Source organism: Aquabacterium sp. (assembly GCF_050725395.1).
In the GTDB taxonomy this organism is placed as follows: domain Bacteria; phylum Pseudomonadota; class Gammaproteobacteria; order Burkholderiales; family Burkholderiaceae_C; genus Aquabacterium.
In genome coordinates this window covers 1-24658 of the sequence record NZ_JBOHHL010000012.1, presented here as the reverse complement: position 1 = coordinate 24658, position 24658 = coordinate 1, and the positions used below count along the sequence as shown (strand labels likewise).

Sequence of the window (24658 nt, the reverse complement as noted above, 5' to 3'; positions counted from 1 at the left end):
ACCAGGCGCCGGCCCAAAGACCCCGATCCGCTACAGCAGGTCGGGGTTTGTCACTTTCAAGGCCTCCAACACCTTGAGCGCGGCGTAGGCGTCATTGGCCGCGTAGAGCAACTGCTTGTCGGACAATTGGGCCGCGGCCCAGTTCGAGGTCGTCGTCTTCTTCGACTTGTGGAAGTGCTCACCGAACACGACGCCCACCGCCGCGCGCACACCCATCGAGTTGTTGTAACCCATCTTGCGGAAGATGCTGTTCAGGTCGAGCACCGCTTCGAGCTTGACACCCAGCTTGGCCTGGATCTGGCCGCGGTCCGATTGCAATCCGAACCCGACTTTGAGCACTTTGTCCGACCGCAGCAACTCGGCCAGAAAGGCATGACCTTCGGCCCGGTGCGGCTGGAAAATGAAAGCCTTGTCGGTCAGCGCAAACTGCACCACGTGCGGCCCATCGCTCACCTCGCCAAAATTGAAAGTGGGCTTGGACTCGGTGTCGAAGCCCACCTGGCCCGCCGCCAGGATCTCGTCGAACGCCTGGGCGAACTCGGCCTGGCTGCGCGGCACCAGGATGCGTTCCAGCGTCAGTTCGGGGAAAGGCGGCAACAGCGCCGTTTCAGCTTTGGATGGCGCGATCAGTCTCATGTGGATGTCATCGAACTGCCTCATTTCGCAGCACAGAAAGCATTTCCCAGGGGGATCCGGCTTTACCCCGAGGTTGCCAACAAGGTTGTCCACAGGAGCCGGGGATAACTCACGGAAACGGCGGCTGCAGCGGGGCCCAGAAACACGAAAGGGTTAGTAGGCGCTAACCTACTAACCCTCGTGATGCTTGGTCGGGACGGTGGGATTCGAACTCACGACCCCTTGCACCCCATGCAAGTGCGCTACCAGGCTGCGCTACGCCCCGAAGACTTAGACTATACCACGGTTTTTGATCATTCCAACAATTCGCGGATCGACAACAAGGCCTCGCGCAGTTGTTGCACCACCTGCGGGTTGGCATTCTGGATCTCGCGCACATCGGGACCCAACCAGGTGGATTCCGGCGACACGTGCGCCACGCGCTGAGCGGTATTCACGGCCCGCGAGCCCACCTGTTGCAAGGCCACGGCGGCCTGCTGCGGGGCCACCAGCCGTTCCGCCGTGGTCGCGTCGTGGTCTTCGTGAGGTTCGGCCTCCTCGCCCAGCAAGGCGGGATCCAGCTTGGGCAAGGCGCCCCGCGCCCCCAACTCGGACAGGCGGTTGCGCGCTCCGCTGATGGTGAAGCCCTGGTCATACAGCAGTTCGCGGATGCGGCGGATCAGCAGCACCTCGTGGTGCTGGTAATAGCGCCGGTTGCCGCGCCGCTTCATGGGCTTGAGCTGGACGAACTCCTGCTCCCAATAGCGCAGCACATAGGGCTTGACGAGGCACAACTCGCTGACCTCACCGATGGTGAAGTAGCGTTTGGCGGGAATTGGCGGCAAAGCGCTGTCCGTGGTCGTCAAGAGGCACCCAATACTGAGAATTCCCGATCTAAATCAACAAGATCGGAGAAGGGCCTGAGACTTTACTCCAACTCGTCCTCGATGGGTGAGTCTCCTTGCACCATGCTTTTCAGCTTCTGGCTGGCATGGAAGGTCACCACGTGGCGCTCTGCGATGGGAATGGCTTCGCCCGTGCGCGGATTGCGCCCCGGACGCGGTGCCTTGCGACGGATCTGGAAGTTGCCAAAGCCCGACAGCTTCACATCCTGGCCCTGGTCCAGGGTTTCGTGCACCAGCTCGAAAAAGGCCTCGACCATGTCCTTGGATTCGCGCTTGTTCAGGCCCAGCCGGTCGAACAGCATTTCCGACAGGTCGGCCTTGGTCAGCGTCGGCGTTTCCAAGGTCGGCAACAGCACGGTCACTTCGGTGATCTTGTCATTCATGGTCGAAGTCCTCTCCCGGGGCTCATGATCGCACGCGTGCGCTGACGCGCTGCGACAGGGACTCCAGCACCCCCTTGAGGGATGCTTCGATGCGTTCGTCGGTCAAGGTCTGTTCGTCGTCGCGCAGCTCGATGCGCACGGCCAGGCTGCGTTCGTTCTCGGCCATGCCCGCCACGGCCGCCTTGGGTTTGTAAATGTCGAACAAACGTGCACCGCGCACCAAGCCTTCCGAAGGCGCTTCGGTGATCGCGGCCATCAAGGCCTCGTGCGTGATGCTGTCGTTCACCACCAGGGCCAAGTCGCGGTAGACGGATTGCAGCCGCGGCACGGACTGGAAGGATGGCACCAGACGCTGGGTCAACACGGCGGCATCCAGCTCGAACAGCACCGGCGCTTGGGGCAGCTCATAGCCCTGGCGCCACTTGGGGTGCAACTCGCCCACGAAACCCACGGTCTGGCCATCCAGCTCCACACGGGCACAACGGCCAGGGTGGAAGGCCGGGTGTTCGGCGGCCATGAAACGCGGCTGGCGCGGCGCCAGCAAAGCCTCCACATCGCCCTTGACATCGAAGAAATCGACAGCGCGCGATGGCGTGCCCCATTGCTGAGCGTCCGCCGAACCATGCGCGAGGCCGGTGACTCGAACGGGCTGGTCGATGCCCGCCACGGTCTGGTCCGAATTGACCACCGAGGCATCGCGCTTGAACACGCGGCCGACTTCGAAAATGCGCACGCGGTCGGCCTTGCGTGACAGATTGGTGCGCAGCACTTCGAGCAGTCCGCCGACCAGGCTGGAGCGCATCACGCTCAAGGGGCTGGCGATGGGGTTGAGCACGCGGATGGGATCCTGGTTGCCCGCCAGCTCACGCTCCCAGCGTTCTTCCACGAAGCTGAAATTGATGGTCTCTTGGTAACCACGGCCAGCCACCGCGCGGCGCACGGCGAACAGGCTCCGCTTGGCCTCGGGCAGCACCTGGGCCTCGATGGGCGCGATGGGGGGACGCTTGGGCAACTGGTCGAAGCCGATCACGCGCACCACTTCTTCGATCAGATCTTCCTCGATCTGCAAGTCGAATCGCCAGCTCGGCGGATTGACCACCAAGTGGGTATCGCCCCCCTTGGCCGCCTGCGTGCTGTAGTGCAGGTCCAGGCGCGTGAACACCTCCTGGCACTGGGCCAGGGTCACGGGCATGCCGATGACTTTCTGTGCGCGCGACAGGCGCAGGGTGACGGGGGGACGCTCCACGGCCTTGACCACCTGGTCGTCCACCGGGCCGGCCTGGCCACCGCAGATGTCCAGGATCAGGCGCGTGATGTGCTCGATGGCCTCCACCGTGGGCGCCGGGTCCACACCGCGCTCGTAGCGGTGCGAGGCATCGGTCGAGAAGTTGTAGCGGCGGGCACGGCCAGCGATGGCCTTGGGCCACCAGAAGGCGGCTTCCAGGTAAATGTTGCGCGTGTCATCGCCCACCGAAGTCGAGTCACCGCCCATCACGCCCGCCAGCGATTCCAGCTGCTGGTCGTCGGCGATCACGCCCACGTGCTCGTCCAGCGTCACGGTCTGGCCATTGAGCAGCTTGAGCGTCTCGCCCGCCTGGCCCCAGCGCACCGTCAGGCCGCCATGCACCTTGTCCAGGTCGAACACGTGGGAAGGCTGGCCCAGCTCGAACATCACATAGTTGGAGATGTCGACCAGGGCCGACACCGAGCGTTGGCCGCAACGGGCCAGGCGGTCCACCATCCACGCGGGCGTCGGCGCCTGAGGATTCACGCCCTTGATGACCCGGCCAGCAAAACGTCCGCACAAATCGGGGGCCAGCACCTTGACCGGCACGCGGTCATCGATGGTGGGGGCCACGTGCTTGATGACGGGTTTGTTCAGGTGCGCCCCCGTCAGGGCCGCGACCTCGCGCGCCACGCCTTGCACGCTCAGGCAATGCGCCAGGTTGGGCGTGAGCTTGAGGGTCAGCAGCGTGTCATCCAGCTTGAGGTAGTCGCGGATGCTGGTGCCCACCGGGGCGTCATCGGGCAGGATGTGCAGGCCCGAAGCCTCTTCGGCAACGCCCAACTCACGCGCAGAGCACAGCATGCCCTGGCTTTCCACGCCACGCAGCTTGCCCAGCTTGATCTTGAAAGGCTTGCCATCGGCACCGGGCGGCAGTTCGGCACCCACGGTGGCGCAAGGCACCTTGATGCCGGGCGCCACATTGGCCGCGCCGCACACGATCTGCAGCGCCTCGCCGGTGCCCGCGTCCACCTTGCACACGTTCAGGCGGTCGGCATCCGGGTGCTTGGCCACTTCCAGCACCAGCCCCACCACCACACCGCTGAAGGCAGGCGCCACCGGCTGCTGCTCTTCCACCTCCAGGCCGGCCATCGTCAACAGATCGGCCAGTTGCTGGGTGTTCAGGTCGGGGTTGCAAAACGAACGCAGCCAGGACTCGGGAAATTGCATAGGGATCCTTGGGAAATCTTTGAAATCAAGCTTGCGCGAAATCGGCATCCAGCACCACGCGGTAACGGGCCTTGCCAGCGCGCAGGTGGTCCAGCGCTTCGTTGATGCGGCTCATCGGGAAGTGTTCAGTCTGCGGCGCGATGCCATGGCGTGCGGCGAAAGCCAGCATGGCGTCGATGTCGGTGCGCGACCCCGTCGGCGAGGCCGACACGCTGCGCTGCGCGTTCATCAGGCTGCGGGTGTCCACGGGCATGGCCTCGGTCTGCACCCCCACCAGGTGCAGTCGGCCGTTGGGCGCCAACGTGCCCATGATCGCCTTCCAGTTCAGCATGACGTTGACGGTGACCAGCACCAGGTCCAGCTGACCCGCGATTTGCTTCATCGAAGCCGGATCGACGCTGGACACCACGCGGTGCGCGCCCAGCTGCAAGGCTTCGTCACGCTTGGATTCAGACGATGTGAACGCGGTCACTTCGCAGCCCCACGCCCGTGCGAACTTCAGCGCCAGGTGACCCAGTCCCCCGATGCCCACCACCCCGACGCGGCTTGTCGGCTTGATGTCATAGGTCAGGAAGGGCGAGAACACCGTCACACCGCCGCACAGCAAGGGGCCGGCCTTGCTGGCGTCCAGCCCTTCCGGGATCGGCGCGACCCACACCCAGTGAGCCCGCACGCGCTCGGCGAAGCCTCCGTGGTGGCCAATGATGGTGGGCTGGGCTTTGCGGCACAGTTGCTGCAGACCACTCAAGCAAGGGTTGCAGTGCAGGCAGCTCGAAGCGTTCCAGCCCAGGCCCACGCGTTGGCCCAGCTTCAGTCCCTTGGCCGACGAGCCCAAGGCCACGACGCGCCCGATCACTTCATGGCCACCCACCATCGGGTAAGGCGCGATGCCCCACTCGTTGTCGATCAAGGACAGGTCGGAATGGCACAGGCCGCAGTGCTCGACCTGGATCTCGACCTCTTCCAGACCCAGCGGCCCTGGCTCGTAATTGAAAGGCTCAAGCGGCTGCCCGGCGGCGTTGGCGGCCCAGGCCTGGATGGAAGTAGCGACGTTGGTGGTCATGGATTCGGCTCCGGGTGCGATGAGGTCTTCAGGCTTCACTGGAACTGCGACAGGAAGCGCAGATCACCTTCGTAGAACAGGCGCAGGTCGTTGACCCCATAGCGCAGCATCGTCAGGCGATCCGGCCCCAGGCCGAAGGCAAAGCCGATGTACTTTTCAGGATCGAGGCCAAAGTTGCGGACCACGTTGGGGTGCACCTGGCCTGAACCCCCCACCTCCAGCCAACGGCCCTTCAAGGGGCCACTGGCGAAAGCAATGTCCACCTCGGCCGAAGGCTCGGTGAAGGGGAAGAACGAGGGCCGGAAGCGGATGTCCAGGTCGTCGGTTTCGAAGAAGCTCTTGAAGAAGTCGGCGAACACCGCTTTCAGGTCGGTGAAGCTCACGGCTTCGCCAATCCACAGGCCTTCGCACTGGTGGAACATGGGCGAGTGCGTGGCATCACTGTCCACACGGTAGGTGCGGCCCGGCGCGATCACGCGGATCTCGGGGATGCGTTCGCCACGGCCCACGGCCTCGGCGTGCTGCTTCACGTGCTGCACTGCGTAACGCACCTGCATCGGGCTGGTGTGCGTGCGCAGCAGGTGGCCGCCTTCCACGTAGAAGGTGTCGTGCATCGAGCGCGCGGGGTGGTCTTCCGGCGTGTTCAGGGCCGTGAAGTTGAACCAGTCCGTCTCGATTTCCGGGCCATCGGCCACGGCAAAACCCATCGAGCCAAAGATGGCCTCCATGCGCTCCAGCGTCAGCGACACCGGGTGCAGGCCACCTTCGCCACGGCGGCGGCCGGGCAGGCTCACGTCCAGGCTTTCGGCACGCAATTGCAGGGCCAATTCGTCGTCGGCTAAGGCCTGGCGGCGCGCGGTCAGGGCCGATTCCACCTGCTGCTTGGCTTGGTTGATCGCGGCGCCGCGCGTCTTCTTCTCTTCAACGCTCAGGGCGCCCATGCCTTTGAGCAGTTCGGTCAGGCTGCCGGTCTTGCCCAGGAACCGCGCTTTGGCGTTCTCCAGATCGGCGGGCGTGGCAGCAGCGGCAAATGCCTCGGCGGCGGTTTGAACCAGTGATTCGAGGTCGTTCATGTCGTCGCGTGTCGAAAAAAAAGGCCGGACACCAGAGGGTCAGGCCTTTGTGAAAGTCTGGCGGAGCTACCTCAGCCAGACCGTTTCAGCATGGTGTGCTGTGCAAGGCTGTCAAGCGGCCAGTTGAGCCTTGGCCTTTTCAACGATGCTGGCGAAAGCAGCAGGGTCGTTGACGGCGAGGTCAGCCAGCACTTTGCGGTCGATCTCGATCGACGCCTTCTTGATGCCGGCGATGAGCTTGCTGTAAGTCAGGCCCAGTGCACGGCTACCGGCGTTGATGCGAGCAATCCACAAGCGACGGAACACGCGCTTCTTCGCACGGCGGTCACGGTAGGCGTATTGGCCTGCCTTCATGACCGCTTGCTTGGCAATGCGGAAAACGTTCTTGCGGCGACCGCGGAAACCCTTGGCAAGGGCGAGGACTTTTTTGTGACGAGCGCGGGCTGTTACACCACGTTTGACGCGAGGCATGGATGGACTCCTTCAGGCGATGAATCGGGACTAGAAATCAGATACCAAACCCGGGCAACATCTGTGCGACAGAGCCCATGTTGGTTTCATGCACGTTGGAGACGCCGCGCAGTTGGCGCTTGGTCTTCGTGGACTTCTTGGTCAGGATGTGGCGCTTGAAGGCGGAACCGCGCTTGACGGTGCCACCCGGACGCACGCGAAAACGCTTTTTCGCACTGCTCTTGGTCTTCATTTTGGGCATGTTCTGCTCCTTTTAAGTTGTTCCTGACAGGCGCCGCGAACTTCTCCGCGTCTTGATGGCCTGCAGGCACTTTGAGCCCACGGAGACGGCGACCAAACCATCTCCAGGGCCAACACCCCCGGTTGCCCGGGAGATGTCATCTCTTCAAAACAATCACTTCTTCTTCTTCGGACCCAGGATCATGATCATCTGGCGTCCTTCCAGCTTGGGCATGTTCTCGACCACCGACACATCGGCCAGTTCGTCGCGCACACGCTCCAGCAGGCGCATCCCGATGTCCTGGTGGGTGATTTCTCGGCCCCGATAGCGCAAGGTCACTTTGCCCTTGTCGCCGTCTTCCAGGAACTTGCGCAGATTGCGCATCTTGATCTGGTAGTCGCCTTCATCGGTGCCCGGACGGAACTTCACTTCCTTGACTTCGATGACCTTCTGCTTGAGCTTGGCGTCGTGAGCCTTCTTCTGCTCCTGGTACTTGAACTTGCCGTAGTCCATCAGACGACAGACCGGCGGCTCGGCCGCTGCGGCAATTTCCACCAAGTCCACATCGGCTTCCGCAGACATGCGCAAAGCGTCCTGGATGCTGACGATGCCCAAGGGCTCGTTCTCAACCCCGTTCAGGCGGACTTCCAGCGCAGTGATCTCACGATTCAGCCGGTGCTTGCGCTCAACATTGGGCGTCCGGCGGTCAAAAAAGTTAGCGATCTCGAATTCCTTCAGGCCACGAACTCACTTGAGCCCGCACCAGTCAACAATGAAACACGCGTCCCGGAAAGCGAAGCTGGCGTGGGCTGAAAACACCCACGCTTCACCTCAAGCCTTGCTGGCGATGTCTTGAGCAATCCTCTGGGAGAAGCTGTCTAGCGACATCACACCGAGGTCTTGATTGCCCCGGGCGCGCACGGCGACGGCGCCAGCATCCTTCTCTTTGTCACCGACAACGAGGATGTAAGGCACCTTCTGTAGCGAATGCTCGCGGATTTTATAGGTGATTTTCTCGTTTCGCAAATCCAATTTGACCCTAAGTCCTTGTTTCTGCAATGTTTTGGTCACCTCTTTGACATATTCGGCCTGCGAATCGGTGATGTTGAGCACCACAACCTGGGTCGGCGCCAGCCAAACCGGCAGCGCGCCGGCGTGCTGTTCGATCAAAATCCCAATGAAACGCTCCAGGCTGCCCAGGATGGCGCGGTGCAGCATCACGGGGTGCTGGCGCTCGCTGATGTCCGTGACGTACTCGGCATTCAAGCGCTGCGGCATCGAGAAGTCGACCTGGATGGTGCCGCACTGCCAGTGGCGGCCCAGGGCGTCTTTCAGGGTGTATTCGATCTTCGGGCCGTAGAAGGCGCCCTCACCCGGCGCGATCTCGAACTCGCTGCCGGTGGCGCGCAGGCTTTCGATCAGGGCTTGTTCGGCTTTGTCCCAGACTTCATCGCTGCCGATGCGGGCCTCGGGGCGCGTGGCCACCTTGTAGATGATGTCGGTGAAGCCAAAGTCCTGGTACACCTTCTGCAGCAAGGCCGTGAAGTCCACGCACTCCTGCAGGATCTGGTCTTCGGTGCAGAAAATGTGGCCATCGTCCTGTGTGAAGCCGCGCACGCGCATGATGCCGTGCAGGCCGCCGGTGGGCTCATTGCGGTGGCATTGGCCGAACTCGCCGTAGCGCACGGGCAGGTCGCGGTAGCTCTTGATGCCCTGGTTGAAGATCAGGATGTGGCCAGGGCAGTTCATCGGCTTGAGCGCGTAATCACGCTTTTCCGATTCGGTGGTGAACATGTTCTCGCGGTACTTGTCCCAGTGGCCGGTCTTCTCCCACAGCGTCTTGTCCAGGATCTGCGGGCCCTTCACCTCGTTGTAGCCGTTGTCGCGGTAGACCTGGCGCATGTACTGCTCAACCGCCTGCCACACCGTCCAGCCGTTGGGGTGCCAGAACACAACGCCCGGCGCATGGTCGTCGATGTGGAACAGGTCCAGTTCGCGGCCCAGCTTGCGGTGGTCGCGCTTTTCTGCTTCCTCCAGCAGGGTCAGGTACTTTTGCAGGTCGTCCTTGGTCGCCCAAGCCGTGCCATAAATGCGTTGCAGCTGCTCGTTGCGGTGGTCGCCACGCCAGTAAGCACCAGCCACCTTCATCAGCTGGAAGTGCTTGAGCTTGCCGGTGCTGGGCACATGGGGACCGCGGCACAGGTCGGTGAAGGCGCCTTCAGAGTAGAGCGACACGTCCTGGTCGGCCGGGATGCTCTCGATGATCTCGGCCTTGTAGTGCTCGCCCAGGCTCTTGAAGTAAGCCACGGCTTCATCGCGCGGCAACACGCGGCGCTCTACCTTCTCGTCCTTCTTGGCCAGGTCGCCCATCTTCTTCTCAATGGCGATCAGGTCATCCGGAGTGAAGGGGCGCTTGTAGGCGAAGTCGTAATAGAAGCCGTTCTCGATCGTCGGGCCGATGGTGACTTGCGCTTCGGGGAACAACTCTTTGACGGCATAAGCCAGCAAGTGGGCCGTGGAGTGACGAATCACATCCAGACCAGCCGAGTCCTTGTCGGTGATGATGGCCAACGAAGTGTCAGCGTCCATGAGATAGCTGGTGTCCACCACGCGGGCGGCGTCGCCCTGCCCCACACGGCCAGCCAAGGCGGCCTTGGCCAAGCCCGCGCCAATGGACGCGGCCACGTCGGCGATCGTGACCGGACCTGGGAATTCTCGTTTCGAACCGTCGGGAAGCTGGATGGAAATCATGGTGATGCCTGTCGAGGTTTTGTGGGGCGCCAGCAAGAGCGCGAGCCCATGAAAAAAGCGCGGTGGGAGCCGCGCTTTTTGGTCTCAGATGCGAAGAAGCAATCGAAGCAGCGGCCAGCCCTTTAGACCTCGGTGGAGGTCGTTGTGGTGGTGGTCGTCGTTCGCGGTGTCATAACCGTGCTTGCCTTTCTCGCTCTTGCTGATGAATCGGGTTGCGTTTGATTTTAACCCTTTCCGCATGAAGGGCGCATGAAAAAAGCCCCGGGCTTGCGCCAGGGGCTTTTGATCACACCTGAATCGAAGGTTCGACTCAGTGGAACTGTTCTTCTTCGGTCGAGCCGGTCAGGGCCTTCACGGAAGACGAACCACCTTGGATCACGGTGGTCACGTCGTCGAAGTAGCCAGCGCCGACTTCTTGTTGGTGCGACACGAAGGTGTAGCCCTTTTCGCGCGCAGCGAATTCGGGTTCTTGAACCATTTCGGTGTAGTGCTTCATGCCTTCGCCGTTGGCGTAGGAGTGGGCGAACTGGAACGTGTTGTACCAGTTGATGTGGATACCAGCCAGCGTGATGAACTGGTACTTGTAGCCCAGGGCAGACAGGTCCTCTTGGAACGAAGCGATTTGCTTGTCGTTGAGGTTCTTCTTCCAGTTGAACGAAGGCGAGCAGTTGTACGACAGCAGCTTGCCGGGGCAGGCAGCGTGCACAGCTTGCGCGAATTCACGGGCGAAGCCGATGTCGGGCACGCCGGTTTCGCACCACACCAGGTCGGCGTAGGGAGCGTAGGCAACGCCACGGCTGATGGCTTGCTCCAGACCGTTCTTGACGCGGTAGAAGCCTTCTTGGGTGCGTTCGCCGGTGACGAAAGGTTGGTCGTTGGCATCGCAGTCGCTGGTCAGCAGGTTGGCTGCTTCAGCGTCGGTGCGGGCCAGAACGATGGTGGGCACGCCCATCACGTCGGCAGCGAAACGGGCCGCGATCAGCTTTTCAACGGCTTCACGCGTGGGAACCAGCACCTTGCCGCCCATGTGGCCGCACTTCTTCACGGCAGCCAGTTGGTCTTCGAAGTGAACGCCAGCAGCGCCCGAAGCGATCATGTTCTTCATCAGTTCGAAAGCGTTCAGAACGCCACCGAAACCGGCTTCAGCGTCAGCAACGATCGGCAGGAAGTAGTCCACGAAGCCTTCGTCACCGGGGTTGATGCCACGGCCCCACTGGATTTCGTCAGCGCGCTTGAACGTGTTGTTGATGCGGCGAACCATGGTGGGCACCGAGTCGTAGGCGTACAGCGATTGGTCGGGGTACATGGTTTCCGACGTGTTGCCGTCGGCGGCGACTTGCCAGCCCGACAGGTACACGGCTTCCAGGCCAGCCTTGGCTTGCTGCATGGCTTGACCGGCGGTGATGGCGCCGAAGGCGTTGACGTAACCCTTCTTGGCACCGCCGTTGACTTTTTCCCACAGCTTTTCAGCGCCGTTCTTGGCCAGGGTGTACTCAGGCTGCAGGCTGCCGCGCAGACGCACGACGTCAGCAGCGGAGTAGCCGCGCTTGACCAGCTTCCAGCGGGGGTTTTCAGCCCAGTCTTTTTCCAGGGCGGCGATCTGTTGTTCGCGGGTGAGTTTCGTCATGACATCTCCGGGGGAGGTTGGTGAGGTACTAGGAAAACCCGGGATTCTACAGAGTTCCACCAAAAATCCAAGACTTATGTCTTATATAAGACTCAAATTTTTCCACGTTCGATGGCGTTTGAGGGTTGCTTGGGCGTACAAATGTCAAAAATGCACCCAATGATGTAGGGTGAACTCAAAACACATGGAGCCCAACGACGTGAATCCCAACATGGACGCCTTCTGGATGCCCTTCACGGCCAACCGTGAATTCAAGCAGTCGCCACGCATGCTGGCCAAGGCCAATGGCATGCATTACTGGACGCCCGAAGGGCGCGAGATCCTGGACGGCACGTCGGGGCTGTGGTGTGTCAACGCCGGCCACGCCCGGCCGCGCATCGTCGAAGCCATCGCCCGGCAAGCGTCGGAACTGGACTACGCACCGCCGTTCCAGATGGGCCACCCGCTGGCATTTTCGCTGGCGGAGCGCCTGGTCAAGCTGACGCCCGAAGGCCTCAACAGGGTGTTCTTCACCAACTCGGGCTCCGAAGCGGTCGACACCGCCTTGAAAATTGCACTGGCTTACCACCGGCTTCGCGGCGAAGGCCACCGCACCCGCTTGATCGGACGCGAACGCGGCTACCACGGCGTGAACTTCGCAGGCACGGCGGTTGGCGGCCTGGGGCCCAACCGAAAGCTCTTCGGCAACCTGGTCACGGGCGTGGATCACCTGCGACACACCCACGACCTGGCCCGCAACGCTTTCACCAAAGGGCAACCGGAGCACGGTGCCGAACTGGCCGACGATTTGGAACGCCTGGTCACCTTGCACGATGCCTCTACCATCGCCGCCGTCATCGTGGAGCCGATGGCCGGGTCGACGGGCGTGCTGCTGCCCCCCAAGGGCTACCTGCAGCGCCTGCGCGACCTCTGCGACAAGCACGGCATCCTGCTGATCTTCGACGAGGTCATCTCCGGCTTTGGCCGACTGGGCTCGCCTTTCGCGGCCCAGCACTACGGCGTCACGCCCGACCTGCTGACCGCGGCCAAAGGCATCACCAATGGCGTGATCCCCATGGGCGCCGTGTTCGCCAAACAAGGCATCCACGACACCTTCATGCAAGGCCCCCCAGCCGCCATCGAGTTGCCGCATGGCTACACCTACTCGGCCCACCCCATGGCCTGCGCCGCCGCCCACGGCACGCTCGACACCTATGAGGAAGAAGGCCTGCTCACGCGGGGCGCGCAATTGCACGGCAAATTCGAAGAAGCCTTCCACGCGCTGAAGGGCCTGCCCAACGTGGTGGACATCCGGAACACGGGCGCGGTGGTGGCCATCGAGTTCGCCCCCAGGGCGGGCGCGGCCCCCGGGCGCCGCGCCTTCGAGACCTTCCTGGCTTGCTTCGAAGAGGGCGTGCTGGTGCGGGCGGCGGGCGACAACATCGCCATTTCGCCGCCATTGATCATCAACGACAGCCAGATCGACCAGATCGCTTCAACCCTGGCCAAGGTGATCCAGCGCGTCGAGTAAAGCCTGCTGGCCAAAAAAAACCGCCACGGCCCTTGCAGGCCTGGCGGTTTTTTCATGCGATCGCGTGATTCAAGAAAATTCAGGCGTGCTTCTTGTTGTAGTTGGCGATGCCTTGCGTGACTTCGGTCTTGGCGTCTTCGATGCCAGCCCAGCCAATGACTTTGACCCACTTGCCGGGCTCCAGATCCTTGTAGTGCTCGAAGAAGTGCTTGATCTGTGCCAGCAGCAATTCAGGCAGGTCTTCCAGGGTCTGGACCTTCTTGTACATCGGCAGGATCTTTTCGGTCGGCACGGCCACCAGCTTGGAGTCGCCGCCAGCTTCGTCGTCCATCTTCAAGATGCCCAGGGGACGGCAGGCCACCACCACACCCGGAGGCAGGGGGAACGGCGTCACCACCAGGACGTCGACCGGATCGCCATCGTCGGCCAGGGTTTGCGGGACGTAGCCGTAGTTGCACGGATAGTGCATGGCGGTGCCCATGAAGCGATCGACAAAAACCGCACCGGTTTCATGGTCGACTTCGTATTTGACCGGGTCCGAATTGGCCGGGATTTCGATGATGACGTTGAACGCGTCGGGCGCCTTGGCGCCAGGAGGGACTTGCAGCAGGCTCATGATGAATCGATCAGGAGTGATGGTATTCGAGGTCGGCAAGTGTAGGTCATTGCCGTGGCGACTCTGTAATTTGGGCAACAGCAGGCTGTTTTGCACCGCTTTTGCTGCACCGCACAAAAAAGTGCTTGCATTGATCTTAAAGATGCCTATACTTGCGATCATGTTGCAGCGCAACAATGCAGTTCTAGTACCCAAGCGCAGCGACTTAACCCATCACTCTTACGGAGATATGACATGCTGACCGCTGAACAACTCTTGGCTAACCACAAGGCTAACATCTCTACCCTGTTCGACCTGAGCCAAAAGGCGTTCGAAGGCGTGGAAAAGCTGGTGGAACTGAACCTGCAAGTGGCCAAGGCCACGCTGGATGAAGTGTCCGAGCACACCAAGGCCGCGCTGTCCGTGAAAGATGCTCAGGAGCTGCTGGCCCTGAACACCAGCCTGCTGCAGCCCTCGGCCGAAAAAGTCGCCGCCTACAGCCGTCACCTGTACGACATCGCCTCCAGCACGAGCGCCGAAGTCAGCAAGGTGGCCGAAGGCCAACTGTCCGAAGCCCAAAAGAAATTCATGTCCGTCGTGGACAACGCCGTGAAGAACGCACCCGCTGGCACTGAAAACGCCGTCGTGCTGGTGAAGTCGGCCGTGGCCGCCGCCAACAACGCGTTCGACTCAGTGCACAAGGCTGCCAAGCAAGCCGCCGACGTGGCTGAAGCCAACTTCCAGGCCATTTCCAACACCGCGGTCAAGGCCACCCAGGCTGCCACGGCCAAGCCCCGCAAGGCTGCCTGATCTTTTGACGGCAAGCTGAAAGCCCGCGCCCTTGTGCCTGGCTTTCAGCGCCCGATGCGAGAGACACCGTTGCACCACAGCGGTTCTCGCCGAAAGGTTGTCTCCTCGGTACCTCCTGAAATTCGTTCAAGGTACCCTTAAGCCCGGTGGTTCGCCATCGGGCTTTTTTTCGACTGGGCCATGGATTGCGTATGCTCGGAGACCATGATCACTTGGCTTAACGCACTCGATTCATTCCCCGACACCGCCCAGGCCTGGGCGCCCCACAGCGATGCCCCCGGGCTGCTTGCCGCCGGTGGTGACTTGAGCGTGGCACGCCTGACCGCGGCCTACCGCCACGGCATCTTCCCCTGGTTCAGCGAAGGCCAGCCCATCCTCTGGTGGACGCCCGATCCCCGCATGGTGTTGCCGGTGGACGAGTTCAAATTGAACCGGTCGCTGCGCAAGACGATCCAGAAATTCCGCCGCACCCCGGGCTGCGAAATCCGCATCGACAGTGCGTTCGACCAAGTCATCGAGTCCTGCGCCAATGCGCCACGACACGGCCAGAACGGCACCTGGATCGTCCCCGCCATGCAACTGGCTTACAAGCACTGGCATGCCGAGGGGTGCGTGCATTCCTTCGAAACCTGGGTGGATGGTGAGCTGGTGGGCGGCCTGTACGGCATTGGCCTGGGCAAAATGTTCTACGGCGAGTCCATGTTCACCCGGCGGGTCGATGCGTCCAAGATCGCGCTGGCCGCGCTGGTGTGTTTTTGTCGGGCTCACGGCATCCAGTTGATCGACTGCCAGCAACGCACGGGCCACCTGGCCTCGCTGGGCGGGCGCACCCTGCCACGTGCGGAATTCGAAGCCCATTTGAGGGGGGCCGTCGACCTCGAAGGACCTGCGGTTTGGGCCTATGATGAATCATTCTGGTCCCACCTGGATTTGGCAGCGTGACGCACCTCAAAGACCTCCCCCTGGCTTCCTTGCAGTTCTACGCCACGGCCCCCTACCCGTGCAGCTACCTGGACGGCAAGGTGGCACGGTCGCAGGTGGCCACGCCCAGCCACCTGATCAACGCGGATGTTTATTCGGGCTTGGTGGCCAATGGTTTTCGGCGCAGCGGCATGTTCACCTACCGCCCTTATTGCGACGGTTGCCAGGCTTGCGTGCCCCTCAGGATTCCGGTCGAGCGCTTTGCCGCCAGCCGCAGCCAGTTGCGCGCTTGGAAGGCCCACCAGGGCCTCGAAGCCCGCGTGCTGCGCCTGTGCTTCACCCCCGAGCACTACCAGCTCTACCTGCGTTACCAGGCCGGCCGGCACAAAGGAGGCGGCATGGACCACGACTCGGTTGACCAGTACACCCAGTTCCTGCTGCAAAGCCGCGTCAATTCACGGCTGGTGGAATTCCGCGAGCCCCCGCGCGAAGGCCAGGCCCAGGGGGCGCTCAAGATGGTGTCCATCCTGGACATCCTCAATGATGGCCTGTCGGCGGTCTACACCTTCTACGAGCCCGAGGCCAACAAGAGCTACGGCACCTACAGCGTGCTCTGGCAAATCGACCAGGCCCAGCAACTGAACCTGCCCCACGTCTACCTGGGCTACTGGATCGAGCAGAGCCGCAAGATGGCCTACAAGACGCACTTCCGGCCGCACCAGACGCTCAAGGGCGGCCAGTGGCGCGACGAGGCCACGCCCGAGGCCGCCACGCCGGTCACTGGCTCAAGATCACCTGACCCGACACCGTCACGGTGAGCACGCCCTTGCCGGGTTCGACCGGCAAGGCGGCTTCAGCATCGGCCGCCTTGGCACGCATGGCCATCATCATCGGGCGCCCCTGGAAGCCTGGATCGCCCGTTTGCACATTGACCTCGCCCAGCGAGTAATGGGTGAAACCGAAGTTCTTGCTCAACTCGCCAGCCCGGCTGCGGAAGCGGTTGATGGCCTCGGCGGTCAATGCCGACTCGTGCTGCTCACGCAAGGCGCGCGACAAGCCATAGCTGACGTTCACGATGTTGAGCTGGTTGAGCTTGCCCGCGGTCTGGGAAATGCGCGTGGTGTCGGTGCCCTCCAGCACCAGTTGTGCCGTGCCTTGCCAGCCATTGATGCGGCCGTTGTTGCCATAGCGTGGATTGACTGAGAAGTAGCCCGTGCGGACTTCCATCGCGCCAGGTTGAGCCGAGCGCTTGGCCTCGGACAGGGCGGCATCCAGAGTCTGCTTGAGGCCAGCTTGCACCTCGGCCGCCTGGGCACCTTCTCGGTTGGCTTGCAAGGTCACCGCGAGCAGGTCCTGGGTGACTTCTTGCGTGGCCGTGGCCTGAAAGCTCACGACATTGGCGCGCAAAGGCTCCGCGTGAACGAGGGAAACGCTGGCGGCCAAGTAGGCCGCGCTCAACAACATGGGGGCCGAATAACGTGACATGAGGACTCCTGGCAACGGTTTTTTGAATCAGATGACCGGCCATGCCGATCTCGGGGTGAGCCAATCTAACGCGCCAATGGCCGCCCCCGCTGACACTCAGGGCTTCAGGGTCGCCCGAAGACCCACTTGACGCCCTTGGACCAAGAGCGCAAGATTTGTAACAAGGGGTCAGAGCACCGTTTTTTGAGCGTGCAAAGTGCGCACAATCCGGCTTGTTACAAATTCGAGGAGAGACGGATGACCACCACTGCCAATACCCAGCGCCCAGATCGCATCCTGGTGGTTGACGACGACGCCCGCATCCGCGATTTGCTGCGTCGCTACCTCAGCCAGGAAGGCTTCGAGGTTCTGCTGGCCGAAGACGCCAAGGCGCTCAACCGCCTGCTCACGCGTGAAACCGTGGACTTGATCGTGCTCGACCTGATGCTGCCCGGCGAAGATGGCCTGTCGATCTGCCGCCGCCTGCGCGCCGCCAACGACAGCACGCCCATCATCATGCTGACCGCCAAGGTCGAAGACGTGGACCGCATCGTGGGCCTGGAAGTGGGCGCCGACGACTACATGCCCAAGCCCTTCAACCCGCGCGAACTGCTGGCCCGCATCCACGCCGTGCTGCGCCGCCGCCCCGCTCCAGAGGCACCCGGTGCGCCCGCCAAGGAAGCGCAGACCGTGCTGTTCGGCCCCTTCGAGTTCGACCTGGCCCTGCGCCGCCTGAGCAAGGAAGGCGAACCCCTGGCCTTGACCACCGGCGAGTTCTCCATGCTCAAGGCGCTGGTGCGCCATCCTCGCCAGCCCCTCTCGCGCGACAAGCTGGCCCAACTGGCCCGCGGCCGCGAGTTCGAGCCCTTCGACCGCAGCCTGGACGTGCAGATCTCGCGCTTGCGCAAGATGATCGAGCCCGATCCCTCACAGCCCCGCTACATCCAGACGGTGTGGGGCGTGGGCTATGTGTTCGTGCCGGACGGTGGGGCTTGATGGTGGCGCATGCGTAGAAACCGTTTTGCACTCAGCCTCTTCTGGCGAACATTCATCCTTCTGAGCCTGTTGTTGACCGCAGGCATCGTGGCCTGGGTCCAGACCTTCAAGGCCCTGGAGTTCGAGCCCCGCACGGTGCAAGCCGCGCAGCAGATCGCCAGCCTGGTGAACCTGTCGCGCGCCGCCTTGCACTATGCCGACAGCATCAACCGCGTCACCTTGATCAAGACGATGTCCGAGCAGGAGTCGATCATGCTCAGGGCGCGGGAGCCGGCCGACCAGTTCGAACCGTTTGAGGTCAACCGCTTCACCAATGCCATTGGCAAGGAACTGCGCTCGCGCCTGGGCCCCACCACGGTGGTCGCCAGCAGCGTGAACCACGTGCCGGGCCTGTGGGTGGGCTTCCAGATCGAGCGGGACAACTACTGGCTGCAGGCGGACACCGCGCGCGTCGAACCCATGACGGGGCGCACCTGGTTCATCTGGGTGGGCATCGCCTTCATCGCGACCATCCTGGGATCGGCCGCCATCGCGCGCCTGATCAACCAGCCGCTGAAAGAGCTGTCGTTCGCGGCCAGCCGCATCCGCGAGGGTGAATACGACTCGGTGCTGGACGAGTCCATGATCACCCGAGAGATCCGCGAGGTGAACCAGGGCTTCAACCGCATGGCGCGCGAACTGGCCAAGGTGGAAGAAGACCGCGCGGTGATGCTGGCCGGTATTTCGCACGACCTGCGCACGCCGCTGGCCCGCATCCGACTGGAGGCCGAGATGAGCGTGGTCGACGAGGAGGCCAAGCGCAACATCGCGGCCGACATCGACCAGCTCGACGCCATCATCGACAAGTTCATGGACTACGCGCGCCCCGGCGACGTGACGCTGGTGCCGGTGCATGTGTCCTCGGTGGTGGACAAGGCGATCAGCCAGTTCCGCGACACCAAACGCATCCGCATCGGGGCCAAGCTGCCCATCGACACCAAGGTGATGGCCGATGAGACCGAACTGGGCCGCGTGTTGACCAACCTGTTCGAGAACGCGCGCCGCTATGGCCGCAACACCTACACGGGCGTGGCGAACGTGGAGGTCAGCTACACGCGTTCAGGGTCGTGGGTGCTGTTGACGGTGCGCGACCATGGACCCGGGGTGGCCGTTGAAAAACTGGCCCAGCTGACCACGCCCTTTTTCCGGGGTGATGCCGCCCGCACGGCCGCCACCGGAGCCGGCCTGGGCTTGGCCATTGTCGAGAAAGCGCTTCAACGCATGGGTGGCCAGTTGGACCTGGGCAACGCGCCCGGGGGGGGCCTGGTCGCGCACATCCGGCTGAAACGGGCGCCTTGATCCCAGTCAAGGCATGCCTGGTCAGGCTCTTTTCAAGAGCAGGCAGACGGCCCGGGCCTCGATGGCCCGGCCCTCGCCCACCGGCCCCATGTTCTCGGCGGTCTTGGCCTTCACATTGACCGCGTCGATGCCCACGCCCAGGGCCACCGCGATCCGTTCACGCATGGCCGGGATGTGAGGCGCCATCTTGGGCGCTTGAGCCACGATGGTGCTGTCCACATTGCCCACCTCCCACCCGGCCTGCCGCACGCGGCGCACGGCTTCTTGCAGCAACACCATGGAATCCGCCCCTTTGAAAGTGGGATCGGTGTCGGGGAAGTGACGGCCAATGTCGCCCAGGCCCGCCCCGCCCAAGACAGCATCGGTGATGGCATGCAGCAGGGCGTCGGCGTCGGAATGCCCCAGCAGCCCGTGCGTGTGCTCGATGGTGACGCCACCCAGGACCAGCGGCCGCCCTGTGACCAGCGCGTGCGTGTCCCAACCTTCTCCAACTCGAATCGTCATGGTGCTCCTCTGACTGGCCTTGCCGCCAAGCAAGCTCTATTTTGAACCCATCCGCACCTGGCTCAGAACGCACCATCAGTGTGCAACTTTCAGCCTGACGTCGCTTGAAAGCCCCAATACAGGGCACGCATGACGCACAACATCGGCCCATTGACGCCCAAAACTGGCCCATAAATTGCTTTTATTGGTGCGGTTTTCATCAAAGCGCCGCACTCGACCCCAAATCGGTGCGGTTTTTGTTCTTCAATTCATTCAGTTTTTGGACGCTTCATGGAGTCATTGAAACAAGGCACGGATGCGCTGTTCATCCTGCTGGGCGCGGTCATGGTCCTGGCCATGCACGCCGGATTCGCATTTCTGGAACTGGGCACGGTCCGTGGCAAGAACCAGGTCAATGCCCTGGTCAAAATCCTGGTGGACTTTTGCGTGTCCACCATCGCCTACTTCTTCGTGGGCTACACCGTGGCTTACGGTGTTGATTTTTACAGCGGCGCCGATGTTCTGGCCCAGAAGAATGGCTACGAACTGGTCAAGTTCTTTTTCTTGTTGACCTTCGCGGCGGCCATCCCCGCCATCATCTCGGGCGGCATTGCCGAACGGGCCAAATTCCACCCACAAATGCTGGCCACGGCCGTGATCGTGGGGCTGTTCTACCCCCTGTGCGAAGGCGCCGTCTGGGCCAACAAGTTCGGCTTTCAGACGTGGCTGGAACAGGTCACGGGTGGTCAGATGCACGACTTCGCCGGCTCGGTGGTGGTGCACGCCTTCGGGGGCTGGCTGGCCTTGCCGGCGGTGTTGATCCTGGGTGCGCGGCGCAACCGCTACCGCAAAGATGGCGGGATGTCTGCCCACCCGCCTTCCAGCATCCCTTTCCTGGCGCTCGGTTCATGGATTTTGGCGGTGGGCTGGTTCGGCTTCAACGTGATGAGCGCGCAAACCATCGACAAGATCTCGGGCCTGGTGGCCGTGAACTCGTTGATGGCCCTGGTGGGCGGCACGCTGGTGGCGGCCTTGCTGGGCAAGAACGACCCGGGCTTCGTCTACAACGGCCCACTGGCGGGCCTGGTGGCCGTGTGCGCAGGCTCGGACATCATGCACCCCGCGGGCGCCCTGGCCGTGGGCGCCATCGCCGGCGCCATCTTCGTGTTCATGTTCACGCTGACCCAGAACAAGTGGAAGATCGACGACGTGCTGGGTGTGTGGCCGCTGCATGGCCTGTGCGGCGCCTGGGGCGGCATCGCGGCAGGCATCTTCGGGCAACACAGCCTGGGCGGCATTGGCGGGGTCCACTTGGGGGCCCAGGTGCTGGGCACCGTGCTGATCGTGGGTTTTGCATTGCTGAGCAGCTTCGTGGTCTATGGCGTGCTGAACAAGGTCTTGGGCTTGAGGTTGTCCCAGGAAGAAGAATTTGATGGTGCCGACCTGTCGATCCACCGCATCAAGGCCACCCCGGAGCAAGAAGTCTCGTGGTGAAGAAGGGTAAAGCTGTGATCAACTGCGGGATAACGCGTGCCCGTCCAGGCAGCGCGCCTGAGGAAAATCTCACGAACCAACCCGATCAGACATGCCCATGAAACACCACCGCCCAGCCCTTTCCCGCCCTTTGCTGGCGTCATGCGCCGTGGCGGTCGCACTGTGTGGCGCCTTGCCCGCTCATGCGATCGTCAATGGCACGAACACCAGCAGCTTCAGCGCGGTCGGAGCGCTGGGCAGTGCCTCGGGGGTGCTCGTCGCGGACAACTGGGTCCTGACTGCCGCCCACGTGGCCAGTGGCTTGTCGCTGGGGTCCAGCAGCTTCAGCACGCTGGACGGTTCGTCGCTGGTCGATGCGGTGTACACCTTCTCGAGCGCGGCGTTTCCCAACAACGACATCGCCCTGGTGCACCTGAGCAGCGCGCTCGACACGGCCACCCCCATCTTGAATGACCTGGTGGTCAAGTCCAGCCAGATCGCGGCCCTGGGCACCCTCACCATGGCCACGGCGCAGAACCAGATCCCCAATGGCTATGCCACCACGACCGCTTCCGCGGCCGTCTCCACGAACACCAGTCATGGCGTCACTTCCACGGTGAACTGGCTGGTCACCAATGGCCAGGCCTACTTGCAAAGCGGCGACAGCGGCAGTGCCTTGTTCAAGGGCGCGGTGACGGACAGCGCTGGCGCCGTGCTGCTGGGCATCGCCTCGGCGGCATTGACCAACGACACCACGGGGGCTTCCGAAGGCTCCGCCTTCACCCAGGTGGCCAGCTACAAAACCTGGATCAATTCGACCATGGCGAGCTCTGGCCAGCAGGTGAGCTGGGTTTCAAGCGTGCCCGAGCCCTCCAGCCTGGCCCTGTATGCCCTGGGCGGATTGGCCATTCTGGCTTTAAGAACTGGACATTCTGGACGAAATGGCTAAAATAGCCACACCGATCGCCAGATTGATCGCAGAAAGCGTCCAACATGACCGCACTGACCTTGCGCAACCACCGCGGCGAACAGGTGGAAGTCCCCGAGTTTTCAGCCACCGAGGCTAAAAACAGCTTTGGGCTTGTGCTGGACACGGCCTTCAGCCAGGGCATGGTGGCCATCACCAAGCGCGACCGCCCCACCGCCGTGGTGCTGTCGATGGACGCCTACCAGGCCCTGCTGGACGGACAACACCAGCCGCTGGACAGCTTGACGCAAGAATTCGATCACCTTTTGCAGCGCATGCAGACCTCGGCCTCGCGCGATGCCCTGATGGACGCTTTCGACGCCCCGCCCGAAGAACTGGGCCAGGCGGCAGTGGCTTACATCGCCCACCCGAACGGCGCCTGAGGCGCACCCAGCCCACGGAACATGCCGTGCCGCTGCTTCATAAAAATACCCAGAGAGAGACCACGCCGTGGCATCAGTTGCCCACGTTCCCCGTATTTTTGTCCTGGCGGGCACCAACGGTGCCGGCAAGAGCAGCATTGGTGGCGCCAACATCCGCCGCCGCGGGGGCCACTATTTCAATCCCGACGAAGCGGCCGCGGCCATCCGTCGCGCGCAGCCGCACCTGAGCGCCACACAGGCCAACAGCGCCGCTTGGCACGAGGGCAAGCGCCTGCTGCAACAGGCCATCACCCAAGGGCTGGACTACAACTTCGAGACCACGCTGGGCGGACGCAGCTTCACGCGATTGCTGGAAGAAGCCGCCCAGCAAGGTTTCGAGGTGCGCATCTGGTACGTGGGCCTGCTCACGGCCGACCACCACATCGCCCGGGTCAAGGCGCGGGTGGCCAAGGGCGGGCACGACATCCCCGAGGCCGACATCCGCCGGCGCTTCGACCAAAGCCGCCTGCAGTTGATCCAGCTGCTGCCCCACCTGACCGAGCTGCGGGTGTACGACAACACAGCGGAAGCGGACCCCAATGCCGGCCTGGCACCACAGCCTCGCCTGGTGCTGCATTGGCAAAGCGCCCGCGCCGCCAACCCGGCGGCACCAGCACGCGTGCTTGCCCCCACGCAAGCCTCTTTGGCAGACACGCCCGATTGGGTCAAACCTCTCGTGGCCGCGGCCCTCAAGGAAACGGCCCAGCCTTCGGTCAACCTGCCGGACGCGTCGACAAAAGCCGCTCGGCCAGCGCGAAATCGCCCGGCCAAGTGAGCTTGAAGTTCTCGAAGTCGCCCAGCACCAGCCGAGGCGAATGGCCGAAGGCCTCGACGGCACTGGCTTCGTCCGTGATGGCCGCCGCCCTGGCCGGATCGCTCAAGGCAGCGATCAAGGCAGGCCGCAGCAAACCCAAGCGGAACATCTGCGGCGTTTGAGCCGACCACTTGGCGGCACGGTCCACCGTGGATTGAACACGCGCCTCACCGGCTGAGCCCGGCACCGCGGCCTTCAAGGTATCGGCCACGGGCAAGGCCAGCAAGCCGCCCACCTCATCGTCCTGGCATTCATCGATCAGGCGATCGATCCACCCGGGCTGAATCAGGCAGCGGGCGGCATCGTGGACCAGCACCCAATCGTGCGGATCGGCACCTCTGGCCAGCAGCTCGTCCAGGCCATGGGCCACGCTTTCCGCGCGCGAAGCGCCACCCACACGGGCCACCCAGGCGCTGTCGCCAGTGAACGCTGGCACATGCCGCTCAAACACCGCATCGTCGGGCGACAGCACGACCAAGGTCGCGGCCAACCTGGAGACCGACGCCAAGGACGCCAGGGTGTGCGCCACCACCGCCTTCCCCGCCACCGGGTGGTATTGCTTGGGCCCGCCCACGCCAGCACGCGCGCCAATGCCAGCGCAGGGCACCAAGGCAAAACAACGTGGCTGAAAACCGTGGGCGGAGAAGTTCAATGGGGTCAAAGGCGGGGCGTCGAGCATGCCAGATTGTCGCCCACCTACAATCGGCTTTCCTTCAGATCACGCCCGGCCGCAGCCCGCCGCCGGGCGCTTTGCCATTCTTGCGCCGCCCATGTTGCCCTCGCTTCCGCTCCCGTCCATCGCCGTTGGCAAACGCTACACCGTGCCCCGCCCATTGGGATCGGCCGACGCCCTGCTGGTGGCCCAGTTCGCCCAGGCCCGCAAGGCCGAGGGCCAGGTCACCGCCCTGATCGCCGCCGACCCAGCCGACACGCAAAGGCTGATGGACGAAATCGCGTTTTTCGCGCCCGACCTGCGCTGCGCCATCTTCCCGGACTGGGAAACGCTGCCCTACGACACCTTCTCGCCGCACCAGGATCTGATCTCGGAGCGGCTGGCCACCTTGTGGCGCGTGCAGCAAGGCGTGGGCTCGGGCACCGGGGTGGACGTGGTGCTGCTGCCCGCCACCACCGCGCTGACGCGGCTGGCGCCCCCATCCTTCCTGGCGGCCTACACCTTCCACTTCAAGCAGAAGCAGAAGCTCAACGAAGCGGCCTTGAAGTCGCAGTTGACGCTGGCCGGCTACACGCATGTCAGCCAGGTGGTCTCGCCCGGCGAATACGCCGTGCGCGGCGGTCTGATCC

25 protein-coding genes, 1 tRNA gene and 1 pseudogene are annotated in these 24658 nt (G+C 63.0%); 11 read left to right on the top strand and 16 right to left on the bottom strand.

Annotated elements, in window-relative coordinates; all coding sequences use genetic code 11:
- Window positions 1-30 precede the first annotated feature (30 nt).
- The 12 genes from ACREB4_RS09735 to aceA all read right to left on the bottom strand — a co-directional run bounded on the left by ACREB4_RS09735 (window position 31) and on the right by aceA (window position 11563).
- A complete protein-coding gene (locus ACREB4_RS09735) occupies window positions 31-636 on the bottom strand; it encodes a 3'-5' exonuclease (RefSeq protein ID WP_431588016.1) in 606 nt (201 codons plus the stop codon).
- A gap of 188 nt (window positions 637-824) precedes the next feature.
- Window positions 825-901: transfer RNA gene (locus tag ACREB4_RS09730), tRNA-Pro, on the bottom strand.
- Between the two features lie 28 nt (window positions 902-929).
- A complete protein-coding gene (locus ACREB4_RS09725) occupies window positions 930-1481 on the bottom strand; it encodes a MerR family transcriptional regulator (RefSeq protein WP_431588015.1) in 552 nt (183 codons plus the stop codon).
- A gap of 62 nt (window positions 1482-1543) precedes the next feature.
- Window positions 1544-1903, bottom strand: coding sequence for an integration host factor subunit alpha (locus ACREB4_RS09720; protein ID WP_431588014.1), 360 nt, complete (start codon window positions 1901-1903; stop codon window positions 1544-1546).
- 22 nt (window positions 1904-1925) lie between these two features.
- Entirely contained in the window at window positions 1926-4358 is a 2433-nt protein-coding gene (gene pheT / locus ACREB4_RS09715) for a phenylalanine--tRNA ligase subunit beta (RefSeq protein ID WP_431588013.1), read from the bottom strand.
- A 25-nt stretch (window positions 4359-4383) separates the two neighbouring features.
- Window positions 4384-5421 (bottom strand): NADPH-dependent aldehyde reductase Ahr, encoded by a 1038-nt coding sequence (ahr, locus tag ACREB4_RS09710; protein ID WP_431588012.1) that lies wholly within the window; start codon window positions 5419-5421, stop codon window positions 4384-4386.
- Between the two features lie 35 nt (window positions 5422-5456).
- Window positions 5457-6494 carry a phenylalanine--tRNA ligase subunit alpha gene (pheS, locus tag ACREB4_RS09705; protein ID WP_431588011.1) on the bottom strand — a complete coding sequence of 346 codons (1038 nt, stop codon included), beginning with the start codon at window positions 6492-6494 and terminating at the stop codon, window positions 5457-5459.
- Window positions 6495-6605: 111 nt separating this feature from the next.
- Window positions 6606-6965 carry a 50S ribosomal protein L20 gene (gene rplT, locus ACREB4_RS09700; protein ID WP_431588010.1) on the bottom strand — a complete coding sequence of 120 codons (360 nt, stop codon included), beginning with the start codon at window positions 6963-6965 and terminating at the stop codon, window positions 6606-6608.
- A gap of 37 nt (window positions 6966-7002) precedes the next feature.
- Window positions 7003-7206, bottom strand: a complete 204-nt coding sequence (rpmI, locus tag ACREB4_RS09695; protein WP_431588009.1) for a large ribosomal subunit protein bL35 — start codon at window positions 7204-7206, stop codon at window positions 7003-7005.
- 153 nt (window positions 7207-7359) lie between these two features.
- Window positions 7360-7923: a translation initiation factor IF-3 gene (gene infC / locus ACREB4_RS09690; RefSeq protein ID WP_431588092.1), complete on the bottom strand. Its 564-nt coding sequence runs from the start codon at window positions 7921-7923 to the stop codon at window positions 7360-7362.
- A 93-nt stretch (window positions 7924-8016) separates the two neighbouring features.
- Window positions 8017-9936 (bottom strand): threonine--tRNA ligase, encoded by a 1920-nt coding sequence (gene thrS / locus ACREB4_RS09685; RefSeq protein ID WP_431588008.1) that lies wholly within the window; start codon window positions 9934-9936, stop codon window positions 8017-8019.
- 310 nt (window positions 9937-10246) lie between these two features.
- On the bottom strand, window positions 10247-11563 hold the full coding sequence (gene aceA / locus ACREB4_RS09680) for an isocitrate lyase (protein ID WP_431588007.1): 1317 nt from the start codon (window positions 11561-11563) through the stop codon (window positions 10247-10249).
- Window positions 11564-11747: 184 nt separating this feature from the next.
- Between aceA and ACREB4_RS09675 the strand changes: the two genes are divergently transcribed.
- Window positions 11748-13073: an aspartate aminotransferase family protein gene (locus tag ACREB4_RS09675; protein ID WP_431588091.1), complete on the top strand. Its 1326-nt coding sequence runs from the start codon at window positions 11748-11750 to the stop codon at window positions 13071-13073.
- Window positions 13074-13152: 79 nt separating this feature from the next.
- Here ACREB4_RS09675 and ppa read toward each other — a convergent pair whose 3' ends face one another.
- Window positions 13153-13689, bottom strand: coding sequence for an inorganic diphosphatase (gene ppa, locus ACREB4_RS09670; protein WP_431588006.1), 537 nt, complete (start codon window positions 13687-13689; stop codon window positions 13153-13155).
- 234 nt (window positions 13690-13923) lie between these two features.
- Between ppa and phaP the strand changes: the two genes are divergently transcribed.
- The 3 genes from phaP to ACREB4_RS09655 all read left to right on the top strand — a co-directional run bounded on the left by phaP (window position 13924) and on the right by ACREB4_RS09655 (window position 16217).
- Window positions 13924-14478 carry a TIGR01841 family phasin gene (phaP, locus tag ACREB4_RS09665; RefSeq protein WP_431588005.1) on the top strand — a complete coding sequence of 185 codons (555 nt, stop codon included), beginning with the start codon at window positions 13924-13926 and terminating at the stop codon, window positions 14476-14478.
- A 204-nt stretch (window positions 14479-14682) separates the two neighbouring features.
- A complete protein-coding gene (gene aat, locus ACREB4_RS09660; RefSeq protein ID WP_431588004.1) occupies window positions 14683-15420 on the top strand; it encodes a leucyl/phenylalanyl-tRNA--protein transferase in 738 nt (245 codons plus the stop codon).
- Window positions 15417-16217 (top strand): arginyltransferase, encoded by an 801-nt coding sequence (locus ACREB4_RS09655; protein ID WP_431588003.1) that lies wholly within the window; start codon window positions 15417-15419, stop codon window positions 16215-16217. The genes aat and ACREB4_RS09655 overlap by 4 nt, the downstream gene beginning before the upstream one ends.
- Here ACREB4_RS09655 and ACREB4_RS09650 read toward each other — a convergent pair.
- Window positions 16177-16884: an SIMPL domain-containing protein gene (locus tag ACREB4_RS09650; RefSeq protein WP_431588002.1), complete on the bottom strand. Its 708-nt coding sequence runs from the start codon at window positions 16882-16884 to the stop codon at window positions 16177-16179. The two genes, ACREB4_RS09655 and ACREB4_RS09650, sit on opposite strands and share 41 nt — an antisense overlap.
- Before the next feature lie 237 nt (window positions 16885-17121).
- Between ACREB4_RS09650 and ompR the strand changes: the two genes are divergently transcribed.
- Both ompR and ACREB4_RS09640 read left to right on the top strand, forming a co-directional pair.
- Window positions 17122-17859 carry a two-component system response regulator OmpR gene (ompR, locus tag ACREB4_RS09645; protein WP_431588001.1) on the top strand — a complete coding sequence of 246 codons (738 nt, stop codon included), beginning with the start codon at window positions 17122-17124 and terminating at the stop codon, window positions 17857-17859.
- Window positions 17860-17868: 9 nt separating this feature from the next.
- Entirely contained in the window at window positions 17869-19197 is a 1329-nt protein-coding gene (locus tag ACREB4_RS09640) for a sensor histidine kinase (protein ID WP_431588000.1), read from the top strand.
- A gap of 21 nt (window positions 19198-19218) precedes the next feature.
- Here the strand turns inward: ACREB4_RS09640 and ispF are convergent, their stop codons facing one another.
- Complete coding sequence (gene ispF / locus ACREB4_RS09635) at window positions 19219-19701, bottom strand: 2-C-methyl-D-erythritol 2,4-cyclodiphosphate synthase (RefSeq protein ID WP_431587999.1); 483 nt, start codon at window positions 19699-19701, stop codon at window positions 19219-19221.
- A gap of 270 nt (window positions 19702-19971) precedes the next feature.
- On the opposite strand from ispF, the gene ACREB4_RS09630 reads away from it, so the two are divergent.
- The 4 genes from ACREB4_RS09630 (at window position 19972) to ACREB4_RS09615 (ending at window position 23317) form a co-directional block, all read left to right on the top strand.
- Window positions 19972-21174: an ammonium transporter gene (locus ACREB4_RS09630; RefSeq protein WP_431587998.1), complete on the top strand. Its 1203-nt coding sequence runs from the start codon at window positions 19972-19974 to the stop codon at window positions 21172-21174.
- Window positions 21175-21271: 97 nt separating this feature from the next.
- The gene (locus tag ACREB4_RS09625; protein ID WP_431587997.1) at window positions 21272-22102 is read left to right on the top strand and encodes a trypsin-like serine protease; all 831 of its coding nucleotides are present in this window, start codon (window positions 21272-21274) and stop codon (window positions 22100-22102) included.
- A gap of 44 nt (window positions 22103-22146) precedes the next feature.
- A complete protein-coding gene (locus ACREB4_RS09620) occupies window positions 22147-22503 on the top strand; it encodes a type II toxin-antitoxin system Phd/YefM family antitoxin (protein ID WP_431587996.1) in 357 nt (118 codons plus the stop codon).
- Between the two features lie 67 nt (window positions 22504-22570).
- Window positions 22571-23317, top strand: a complete 747-nt coding sequence (locus ACREB4_RS09615; RefSeq protein WP_431587995.1) for a zeta toxin family protein — start codon at window positions 22571-22573, stop codon at window positions 23315-23317.
- Here the strand turns inward: ACREB4_RS09615 and ispD are convergent.
- Complete coding sequence (ispD, locus tag ACREB4_RS09610; RefSeq protein ID WP_431587994.1) at window positions 23256-24035, bottom strand: 2-C-methyl-D-erythritol 4-phosphate cytidylyltransferase; 780 nt, start codon at window positions 24033-24035, stop codon at window positions 23256-23258. The genes ACREB4_RS09615 and ispD overlap by 62 nt on opposite strands.
- Before the next feature lie 91 nt (window positions 24036-24126).
- Between ispD and ACREB4_RS09605 the strand changes: the two are divergent.
- Window positions 24127-24658, top strand: a pseudogene (locus ACREB4_RS09605) (transcription-repair coupling factor); the annotation flags it as partial.